At 54.2% G+C, this 10,758-nt stretch carries 10 protein-coding genes; 4 read left to right on the top strand and 6 right to left on the bottom strand.

Features of this window, described 5'->3' with window-relative positions:
• From mnmE to H7A81_RS03805, 6 genes are all read right to left on the bottom strand, one after another.
• A partial coding sequence (gene mnmE, locus H7A81_RS03830; protein WP_182056768.1) for a tRNA uridine-5-carboxymethylaminomethyl(34) synthesis GTPase MnmE occupies window positions 1-1,259 on the bottom strand: 1,259 nt, incomplete at its 3' end.
• Window positions 1,260-1,400: 141 nt separating this feature from the next.
• Window positions 1,401-3,047, bottom strand: coding sequence for a membrane protein insertase YidC (gene yidC / locus H7A81_RS03825; protein ID WP_038643953.1), 1,647 nt, complete (start codon window positions 3,045-3,047; stop codon window positions 1,401-1,403).
• Window positions 3,048-3,049: 2 nt separating this feature from the next.
• The gene (yidD, locus tag H7A81_RS03820; RefSeq protein ID WP_007893564.1) at window positions 3,050-3,307 is read right to left on the bottom strand and encodes a membrane protein insertion efficiency factor YidD; all 258 of its coding nucleotides are present in this window, start codon (window positions 3,305-3,307) and stop codon (window positions 3,050-3,052) included.
• Entirely contained in the window at window positions 3,271-3,630 is a 360-nt protein-coding gene (gene rnpA, locus H7A81_RS03815) for a ribonuclease P protein component (RefSeq protein WP_034830013.1), read from the bottom strand. Before rnpA ends, yidD begins: the two co-directional genes overlap by 37 nt.
• 14 nt (window positions 3,631-3,644) lie before the next feature.
• Window positions 3,645-3,785 carry a 50S ribosomal protein L34 gene (gene rpmH, locus H7A81_RS03810; protein ID WP_000831330.1) on the bottom strand — a complete coding sequence of 47 codons (141 nt, stop codon included), beginning with the start codon at window positions 3,783-3,785 and terminating at the stop codon, window positions 3,645-3,647.
• Between the two features lie 191 nt (window positions 3,786-3,976).
• On the bottom strand, window positions 3,977-4,153 hold the full coding sequence (locus H7A81_RS03805; RefSeq protein ID WP_166933364.1) for a hypothetical protein: 177 nt from the start codon (window positions 4,151-4,153) through the stop codon (window positions 3,977-3,979).
• A gap of 232 nt (window positions 4,154-4,385) precedes the next feature.
• On the opposite strand from H7A81_RS03805, the gene dnaA reads away from it, so the two are divergent.
• From dnaA to gyrB, 4 genes are all read left to right on the top strand, one after another.
• Window positions 4,386-5,786, top strand: a complete 1,401-nt coding sequence (gene dnaA, locus H7A81_RS03800) for a chromosomal replication initiator protein DnaA (protein ID WP_034830012.1) — start codon at window positions 4,386-4,388, stop codon at window positions 5,784-5,786.
• 5 nt (window positions 5,787-5,791) lie between these two features.
• Window positions 5,792-6,892, top strand: coding sequence for a DNA polymerase III subunit beta (dnaN, locus tag H7A81_RS03795; RefSeq protein ID WP_034830010.1), 1,101 nt, complete (start codon window positions 5,792-5,794; stop codon window positions 6,890-6,892).
• 179 nt (window positions 6,893-7,071) lie between these two features.
• Window positions 7,072-8,157 (top strand): DNA replication/repair protein RecF, encoded by a 1,086-nt coding sequence (gene recF, locus H7A81_RS03790; RefSeq protein WP_034830004.1) that lies wholly within the window; start codon window positions 7,072-7,074, stop codon window positions 8,155-8,157.
• 17 nt (window positions 8,158-8,174) lie between these two features.
• On the top strand, window positions 8,175-10,583 hold the full coding sequence (gyrB, locus tag H7A81_RS03785; protein WP_034830003.1) for a DNA topoisomerase (ATP-hydrolyzing) subunit B: 2,409 nt from the start codon (window positions 8,175-8,177) through the stop codon (window positions 10,581-10,583).
• Window positions 10,584-10,758: the final 175 nt, after the last annotated feature.

Raw genomic sequence — 10,758 nt, 5'->3', positions numbered from 1 at the left:
GCCAACAGTTCACCGGCCCATGCACCCAGCAGCTGGTCTTTACCCTGCTGTAAGTGAGTGGCAGCTAACTCCAGCGCCTGCAGATGGCGTCGGCGTGCCAGGAAGCCACCTTCCATATTGCCTGAGAAGCCCATGCTCTGTTTCAGATGGTCACGCAGTGCATCCACGCCTTCCCCCGTCCGCGCAGAGAGACGAATCAGTGAGTGATCATTCACTTCTGTCAGACCCAGCACTTCCCCGGTCATATCGGCTTTGTTACGCACCACAGTAATCGGCAGTTGTGCCGGTAAACGTGCGACAAAATCAGGCCAGATTGCGGCCGCTTCGGTGGCGTCGGTGGTGGTGCCATCCACCATAAACAGCACGCGATCGGCTTGCTCGATTTCCTGCCAGGCGCGCTCAATTCCAATTCGCTCAACTTCATCACTGGCTTCACGCAGCCCCGCAGTATCGATGATGTGCAGCGGCATGCCGTCGATATGAATATGCTCACGCAGCACGTCACGCGTGGTGCCAGCGATATCGGTGACAATCGCGGCTTCACGACCGGCGAGGGCATTCAGCAAGCTGGATTTACCGGCATTAGGACGACCAGCAATCACCACTTTCATTCCTTCGCGCAGCAGGCTGCCCTGACGCGCTTCGGCGCGCACGTTATCAAGATCGCCGATCACCGCATTAAGCTGACCTCCGATTTTGCCGTCAGACAAAAAATCGATCTCCTCATCCGGGAAGTCGATAGCGGCCTCCACGTAAATGCGCAGGTGAGTGAGTGCTTCCACGAGTGTATTGATGCGCAGGGAAAATGCGCCTTGCAGCGAATTCACGGCGGAACGCGCGGCCTGCTCTGAACTGGCGTCGATCAGGTCGGCGATCGCTTCCGCCTGCGCCAGATCGAGTTTGTCGTTGAGGAACGCACGTTCGGAGAATTCACCCGGCTGAGCGATGCGTACACCCGACAGCGCCACGATGCGTTTCAGCAGCAGATCCAGAATCACCGGGCCGCCGTGACCCTGCAGCTCCAGCACATCTTCGCCGGTGAAAGAGTGGGGGCCTGGAAACCACAGCGCAATCCCCTGATCCAGCACGCTGCCATCCGCATCGCTGAATGGCAAGTAGTCGGCATAACGCGGTTTCGGCAATTTGCCGAGCACGGCTTGCGCGACGTCAGCGGCTTTGGCGCCGGAAATACGCAGAATGCCGACGCCGCCACGGCCGGGAGGTGTCGCCTGGGCAACGATAGTATCGCTGTGGCTCATGATTCTCTCTCTTACCCGTCATACTTCAAGCTGCAGCGGCGTTGGCTGCGCTCGAATTATTCAGGGTACAAATTTTGAAAAAAAACAGGGCGACATAAATGCCGCCCCTTGAGTATACGCTGCTGCTGTTGCAGTCAGACGTTACGCTTTCTTCTTGTCGCGGCTGTGCAGACCACGTTTTTCCAGCCCGCGATAAATCAGCTGCTGCTGGAGGATGGTCACCAGGTTACTGACGATGTAGTACAGCACCAGACCCGCAGGGAACCACAGGAAGAACACGGTAAAGATAACCGGCATGTAGGTCATGATCTTCTGCTGCATCGGATCGGTCACGGTGGTCGGTGACATCTTCTGGATGAAGAACATGGTGATACCCATGATAACCGGCAGAATGTAGTACGGATCCTGCGCGGACAGGTCATGAATCCACAGAATGAACGGTGCATGACGCAGCTCAATCGAACCTGACAGCATGTAGTACAAGGCCAGGAAGATTGGCATCTGAATAACCAGAGGCAAGCAGCCACCCAGCGGATTCACTTTCTCTGCCTTGTACAGCGCCATCATTTCCTGGCTCTGCTTCTGCTTGTCATCGCCCAGACGCTCACGCATTGCCTGAATCTTCGGCTGCAGCATACGCATCTTCGCCATGGAGGTGTACTGCGCTTTAGTCAGCGGGTACATGATGCCACGAACGATGAAGGTGATAACGATAATCGAGAAGCCCCAGTTACCGATAAAGCTGTGCAGGAACTTCAGCAGCTTAAACAGTGGCTGAGAGATGAACCACAACCAACCGTAATCCACGGTCAGATCCAGGTGAGGCGCGATAGCGGCCATCTTGTCCTGGATTTCTGGCCCCAACCACAGGGTCGCGCCCAGGTCTTGCTGTGCGCCTGCTGCCACGGTCACCGGTGAAGATTTATAACCGATTGCCGCAACACCGTTACCGAGGTTGCTGGTGTACAGGGTGTTGTTACCCTGAGTACGCGGCACCCAGGCGGTAGCGAAGTACTGCTGCAGCATCGCCACCCAACCATTGCTGGTGGTGGCGTTCAGGTTCTCGTTATCCGCGATGGTATCGAATTTGTATTTTTCGTATTTCGCTTCGCTGGTCGAGTACGCTGCGCCACGGAAGGTGTGCAGGGCAAAGTTATTGCTGCCGGTATCGCGGTGCTTCGGCAGATCAATGGTCTGCTTCAACTGACCGAACATCGACACTTCCAGCGGCTGCTGCGAGGCGTTATTGATGTTGTAGTCAACGTTAACCGCGAAGTCGCCACGCTTGAACACGAAGGTTTTGGTATAAACCACACCTTTTTCATCGGTCCAGGTCAGTGGTACACGCAGCTCGGTCTGGCCATCGGCCATCTCGAAGTGATCCTGAGTGGTGGTGAACAGCGGACGAGCGCCATTGTTCGGGTTATCCGGACCATTACGACCGGTTAAGCCACTCTGCGCCTGATAAACGAAGGCAGGGGTGGTTTCCAGCAACTGGAACGGTGCGTCTGAACCCAGTTTGTCCGGGTAAGTCAGCAGCTGTGCCTGCTCAATATCGCCACCGCGAGTATTGATGCTGAGTGACAGGACATCAGTCTTAACGGTGATCGTTTGGCCCTGACCGCTAGCCGGCACGCCGGAAGAGGCGGCATCACCCGCTGCGCTGCTTGTGTTCTGCGTGGTCTGAGTCTGCTGTGGCTGCGGAGCGTGGTCCGTCTGCCAGGCTTGCCAGATCATAAAAGACACGAACAGAAAAGCGATGAGAAAGAGATTGCGTTGCGAATCCATCGTTAATGTTCTCTGGTATCAAAGGTTTTTGGCGGCACAGGATCGTCACCACCCGGGTTCAAAGGGTGGCATTTTAATACGCGTTTTATCGTCAACCAACTACCTTTTACGACGCCGAAACGACGTAATGCCTCAATCCCATACTGCGAGCAGGTGGGATGGAACCGACAATGAGGTCCAAGTAGTGGGCTGATGGCGCGTTGATAAACGCGTATCAGGGCGATCAGGAGCCGCGAGCCAGGCGACAGTGACGACGCCATAATTTCTCCAACGCTTCCGTTAACGCACGGTTATCGAGGTCAGCAATCCCCTTTTTCGCCACGATGACAAAATCCATCGCAGGCAGCTCATGTTGGCGCAGACGAAAGCTTTCGCGGGTCAATCGCTTGATCCGGTTGCGTTCATGGGCGCGTTTCACATGCTTTTTGGCGACGGTAAGACCGATGCGGGGATGCCCCAGCGAGTTAAGGCGGCCGAGGATGGTGATTTGCGGCGTACCGGCTCTTTGTGGCTGCTGGAAGACGAAAGTGAAATGAGTGGGAGTTAACAAACGTAACTCCCTGGGAAATGCGAGCTTAACCACGAGGGTTAGCTTTATTACTTAGAAACGGTCAAACGAGCACGGCCTTTAGCACGACGACGTGCCAGAACCTGACGACCATTTTTTGTTGCCATACGAGCACGGAAACCGTGTGAACGGTTGCGCTTCAGTACGGACGGTTGAAAAGTGCGTTTCATGGCGATTTCTACCTAAACTTGAAAATTTTCACTGGGTGACGCGTTTTCGGGCCAGTAAATCGACCTACGCCTCAATGTGTCTTTAATAAAGAGGCGGGATTGTAATAATTGTACAGTCCAGAGTCAATTTACTTCGCAGTTCGCGGCACCTGGAAACCAGATACAGCCCGCTGATTCCGGGCATCAAGGCTTCACGCAATAATGCCGGGTGGGGAATTATACGGGCTATAGGGTAAAGCGCAAGGATCGCGCAGGATCTTCTTGCGATCAATTTGCAGATTTATTGCGCGGAAACGAGAGGCGACCAGAAAAATTGCCTCTTTCAGCAAGATCACCGCTCGCTTTTTCCACAGAAAGCGTAAACTCATTAGCGCTTCACTAGCCTGTGGATAAATTGGATCAAAACTGTGTAGAAAGGGAAGATCTCTGTGCCGCTTTGCGCTATGATCCGCCCTTCCGCTGACGATCCTCACTGCGATCGCCAGGGATGACTACCGCGGATAGCGGTCGCAGGCGCTTTCTGATCGCCTGTGTCAAAAAAGACAGTTTCTATTATTAGCGCCTGAAATTCTTATCGATTTTGTACGAGTGGAGTCCGCCGTGTCACTTACGCTTTGGCAACAGTGTCTTGCCCGTTTGCAGGATGAGCTTCCTGCCACCGAATTCAGCATGTGGATTCGTCCGCTGCAAGCTGAATTAAACGACAATACGCTGACCTTGTATGCACCAAATCGGTTTGTACTCGACTGGGTTCGGGATAAATATCTCAATAGTATTAATGGGCTGCTGAATGAATTCTGCGGTCCGAATGTGCCTTTGCTGCGTTTTGAAGTGGGCACGCGCCCGGCTGCGCAGGTTGCAGCCAGCCAGCCAGCCATGGCGGCTTACAGCACCCCTGCTCCTGTTGAAAACCGTCCTGCTCCGGCGCAAATCTTACGTCCAAGCTGGGATTCAGTGCCCGCCCCGGCGGATGTCACTTACCGCTCAAATGTGAATAACCGCCATAACTTCGATAACTTCGTTGAAGGTAAATCTAACCAGCTGGCGCGCGCGGCGGCACGTCAGGTGGCGGATAATCCTGGTGGGGCTTACAACCCGCTCTTCCTTTATGGCGGAACCGGTTTAGGTAAAACTCACCTGTTACATGCAGTGGGAAATGGCATTATTGCGCGCAAGCCGAATGCCAAAGTGGTTTACATGCACTCAGAACGTTTTGTGCAGGACATGGTAAAAGCGCTGCAGAACAACGCCATTGAAGAATTTAAGCGTTATTACCGCTCCGTCGATGCACTGTTGATCGATGACATTCAGTTCTTTGCCAATAAAGAGCGCTCGCAGGAAGAGTTTTTCCATACCTTTAACGCCCTGCTGGAAGGCAATCAGCAGATCATTTTGACCTCGGATCGCTATCCAAAAGAGATCAATGGTGTTGAAGATCGCCTGAAGTCGCGCTTTGGCTGGGGATTAACCGTCGCGATCGAGCCGCCTGAGCTGGAAACGCGTGTGGCGATCCTGATGAAGAAAGCGGATGAAAACGATATTCGCCTGCCGGGAGAAGTCGCCTTCTTTATTGCCAAGCGTCTGCGCTCCAATGTGCGTGAGCTGGAAGGGGCACTGAACCGCGTCATCGCCAATGCCAACTTTACCGGCCGCGCGATCACCATCGATTTCGTGCGCGAAGCGCTGCGAGATTTACTGGCGCTGCAGGAAAAGCTGGTCACCATCGATAACATCCAGAAAACGGTGGCCGAATACTACAAGATCAAAGTCGCGGATTTACTGTCGAAGCGCCGTTCGCGCTCGGTGGCACGTCCGCGTCAGATGGCAATGGCAATGGCGAAAGAGTTGACCAACCATAGCCTGCCGGAAATTGGCGATGCGTTTGGTGGCCGCGATCATACCACCGTGCTCCATGCCTGCCGTAAAATTGAGCAGTTGCGTGAAGAGAGCCACGACATCAAAGAAGATTTCTCTAACCTCATTCGAACATTATCTTCCTGACGCATATGAAATTTATTGTAGAACGTGAGCAGTTGCTGAAACCACTGCAACAGGTTAGCGGCCCGCTTGGTGGACGCCCGACCTTACCGATCCTCGGAAATTTACTGTTGCAGGTGAGTGAAGGCGTACTGCGTCTGACCGGCACCGATTTGGAAATGGAGATGGTGGCCCGCGTTGCATTAACGCAGCCCCACGAGCCCGGTGCGACCACCGTGCCCGCGCGTAAATTCCTCGATATCTGTCGCGGTTTGCCAGAGGGGGCGGAAATTAGCCTGACGCTGGAAGGTGACAGAATGCTGGTGCGTTCTGGCCGCAGCCGTTTTTCCTTATCGACGCTGCCCGCCACTGACTTCCCTAATCTGGATGACTGGCAGAGCGAGGTGGAATTCACTTTGCCACAGGCCACGCTGAAACGTCTGATTGAAGCAACCCAGTTCTCGATGGCGCATCAGGATGTGCGTTACTACCTCAATGGCATGCTGTTTGAGACCGAAGGTGAAGAGTTGCGCACCGTCGCCACCGATGGACACCGTCTGGCGGTATGCTCCATGCCGATTGGCCAGGCGTTGCCTAACCATTCGGTGATCGTGCCACGAAAAGGTGTGATTGAATTAGTCCGTTTGCTTGATGGCGGCGAGACTCCGCTGCAGGTACAGATCGGCAGCAGCAACATTCGCGCCCACGTTGGTGACTTTATCTTTACCTCTAAGCTGGTTGATGGCCGTTTCCCGGATTATCGCCGCGTATTGCCGAAAAACCCGGACAAAGCGCTGGAAGCGGGATGCGATCTGCTGAAACAGGCGTTTGCCCGTGCAGCTATTCTCTCGAATGAGAAGTTCCGCGGTGTTCGTATCTATATCACCGAAAATCAGCTCAAGATCACCGCCAATAACCCTGAACAGGAAGAAGCGGAAGAGATGCTGGATGTGTCGTATAGCGGCACTGAACTGGAGATCGGCTTTAACGTGAGTTACGTGTTAGATGTGCTGAATGCGCTGAAATGCGAAAACGTGCGTTTGCTGCTGACCGATTCGGTTTCGAGTGTGCAAATTGAAGACGTTGCCAGCCCAGCGGCGGCATACGTCGTCATGCCAATGCGCTTGTGATCTTATAGCGGGCTAACTTACTCGCTATTTTGCCCCCGGGCAGTGCTCGTCCCTGGTCACATACTTCAGTATGCTCCCAGGGCCTGCGCGCTGGCCGTGAGCAAACTAGCTTCGCCGTTAACGCCCTCGATGGCAGGGTTAGGTGAAAACCACTTCTTAATGCGCAGCTGGATTCGTTCATGGCTTTAACCCGCCTCCTGATTAAAGATTTCCGCAACATCGAGCAGGCCGATCTCACGCTGGCACCAGGCTTTAATTTCCTCGTGGGAGCTAACGGCAGCGGCAAAACCAGCGTGCTGGAGGCTATCTACACCCTCGGACATGGCCGCGCATTTCGCAGTTTGCAGGCTGGACGCGTCATTCGTCACGATCAGGATGCGTTTGTCCTGCACGGACGAATTGAAGGCAGTGAGCGCGAATTGGCCGTGGGGCTGACCAAAAATCGCGCCGGTGACAGTAAAGTGCGGATTGATGGCAGCGACGGTCATAAAGTGGCGGAGCTGGCGCAATTGCTGCCGATGCAGTTGATCACGCCGGAAGGGTTTACTTTGCTTAACGGCGGCCCCAAATACCGTAGAGCCTATATCGATTGGGGATGCTTTCACTCCGCACCCGGTTTCTTCAATGCCTGGAATAATCTACGGCGTCTGATGAAACAGCGTAACGCCGCGCTGAGACAAGTTTCGCGTTACAGCCAAATTCGCCCGTGGGATCAGGAACTGGTGCCGCTGGCCGAACAGATTAGCCAGTGGCGAGCCGAGTACAGTGCGGCGATCTCGAAAGAGATCATCGCTACCTGCAGTCAATTTTTACCAGAGTTTGAGTTGTCGTTTTCGTTTCAGCGCGGCTGGGATAAAGAGAGCGACTTTGCCGAACTGCTGGAACGTAATTTCGAGCGCGATCGCGCGCTCACCTATACCGCCAGCGGCCCGCACAAAGCGGATTTTCGTATCCGTGCGGAAGGCACGCCGGTGGAAGATTTACTCTCACGCGGTCAATTAAAGCTGCTGATGTGTGCACTGCGTTTAGCGCAGGGCGAATATCTGACGCGTAGCAGCGGACGTCGCTGTTTGTACCTGATTGATGACTTTGCCTCGGAGCTGGACGATTCGCGTCGTCGGTTGCTTGCCGAGCGCCTGAAAGCCACGCAGGCTCAGGTATTTGTCAGCGCCATTGGTGTCGAACATGTAATCGACATGAGTGACGAAAAGGGCAAGATGTTCCGCGTGGAACAGGGTAAAATAGCGGTTCAACCTGAAGATTAAATGAGCGAGAAACGTTGATGTCGAATTCTTATGACTCCTCAAGTATCAAAGTCCTTAAAGGGCTTGATGCGGTACGCAAACGCCCGGGTATGTATATCGGTGATACCGATGACGGCACCGGTCTGCATCACATGGTATTCGAGGTCGTGGATAACGCAATCGACGAAGCGCTCGCGGGTCACTGTAGTGACATCGTCGTCACCATCCATGCGGACAATTCTGTGTCTGTTCAGGATGATGGCCGTGGTATTCCGACCGGTATTCACCCGGAAGAGGGTGTGTCTGCGGCAGAAGTGATCATGACCGTGCTGCACGCCGGCGGTAAATTCGACGATAACTCGTATAAAGTGTCCGGTGGTCTGCACGGCGTGGGCGTGTCAGTGGTTAACGCCCTGTCGCAGAAACTGGAACTGACCATTCGCCGCGAAGGTAAAGTGCATCAGCAGATTTATCAGCACGGTGTGCCGCAGGCACCGCTGGCGGTATCTGGTGATACTGAAACCACCGGTACACGCGTCCGTTTCTGGCCGAGCTACGAAACCTTCACCAATGTGGTGGAGTTCGAGTATGACATTTTGGCGAAACGCCTGCGTGAACTCTCCTTCCTGAACTCGGGTGTTTCAATCCGTCTGGAAGACAAGCGTGACGGCAAGAGTGACCACTTCCACTACGAAGGCGGCATCAAGGCGTTTGTTGAGTACCTCAACAAGAACAAAACCCCGATTCACCCAACCGTGTTCTATTTCTCTAACGAGAAAGACGGTATTGGTGTGGAAGTCGCGCTGCAGTGGAACGATGGTTTCCAGGAAAACATCTACTGCTTCACCAACAACATTCCACAGCGCGATGGCGGTACGCACCTTGCGGGCTTCCGTGCGGCAATGACGCGTACGCTGAACGCTTATATGGACAAAGAAGGCTACAGCAAAAAAGCCAAAGTCAGCGCCACCGGTGATGATGCGCGTGAAGGCCTGATTGCTGTGGTCTCGGTGAAAGTGCCGGATCCAAAGTTCTCCTCACAGACCAAAGACAAACTGGTCTCTTCTGAGGTGAAATCCGCGGTTGAGCAGCAGATGAACGAACTGCTGAGCGAATACCTGCTGGAAAACCCGTCAGACGCGAAAATCGTGGTTGGCAAAATTATCGATGCCGCGCGTGCACGTGAAGCGGCGCGCCGCGCCCGTGAAATGACCCGTCGTAAAGGCGCGCTGGACTTGGCTGGTCTGCCGGGCAAGCTGGCTGATTGCCAGGAACGTGACCCTGCGCTGTCTGAAATTTACCTTGTGGAAGGGGACTCAGCGGGCGGCTCTGCCAAGCAGGGACGTAACCGTAAGAACCAGGCGATCCTGCCGCTGAAAGGTAAAATCCTCAACGTGGAGAAAGCGCGTTTCGACAAGATGCTCTCCTCTCAGGAAGTGGCGACGCTGATCACCGCACTCGGCTGTGGTATCGGTCGCGACGAATACAACCCGGACAAACTGCGTTATCACAGCATTATCATCATGACCGATGCCGACGTCGATGGCTCGCACATCCGTACGCTGCTGTTGACCTTCTTCTATCGTCAGATGCCGGAAATTGTCGAGCGTGGTCATGTGTATATTGCTCAGCCGCCACTGTACAAAGTGAAGAAAGGCAAGCAGGAACAATACATTAAAGATGACGAAGCGATGGATCAGTACCAGATCGCTATCGCACTGGATGGCGCAACACTGCACACCAACGCCAGCGCACCGGCGCTCGGCGGCCAGCCGCTGGAAAATCTGGTGGGTGATTTCAACAGCACCCAGCGCATGATCAAACGTATGGAACGTCGCTTCCCAACGGCAATGCTGCGTGGCCTGATCTACCATCCAACCCTCAGCGATCTCAGCAATGAAGCCGCAGTTAAAGGCTGGATTGAAGGTTTAGTCGCATACCTGAGCGAGCGCGAAGCGCACGGCAGCAGTTATATGGCGCACGTACGCACCAACAGCGAACTGAACGTGTTCGAACCGGTATTGCGTGTGCGTACGCACGGCGTTGATACCGACTATCCGATGGACAGCGAGTTCATTGATGGACCGGAATACCGTAAAATCTGTGGTCTGGGCGAGCAGCTGCGCGGTCTGATTGAAGAAGATGCGTTTATCGAACGTGGCGATCGCCGTCAGCCAGTGACCAGCTTCGAGCAGGCAATTGAGTGGCTGGTGAAAGAGTCGCGCCGTGGTCTGTCAGTCCAGCGCTATAAAGGTCTGGGCGAAATGAACCCAGAGCAGCTGTGGGAAACTACCATGGATCCAGACAGCCGCCGCATGCTGCGTGTCACCATCAAAGACGCCATCGCGGCTGACCAGCTGTTCACCACGCTGATGGGCGATGCGGTTGAACCGCGCCGCGCCTTCATCGAAGAGAACGCGCTGAAAGCCGCTAACATCGATATCTGATTTGTCACATCAACCCTTCCCTATCGGGAAGGGTTTTTTATTCCCCCTATTTTGTTATCCGCCTGACAATCTTCTTTTTCCTTGAAAAACATCTGCATTCGCTTTTGTTTGCTTCCGTTTTTTCCCGAGTGCTGAGATCCGCATCACTTTCATAAACAGTCGTCTCCCTTACGCT

It is taken from the genome of Pantoea sp. ME81 (assembly GCF_903970985.1).
Lineage (GTDB): Bacteria > Pseudomonadota > Gammaproteobacteria > Enterobacterales > Enterobacteriaceae > Pantoea > Pantoea communis.
The sequence above is the reverse complement of the archived record's forward strand: the minus strand, read 5'-3'. Positions and strand labels throughout refer to the sequence as shown.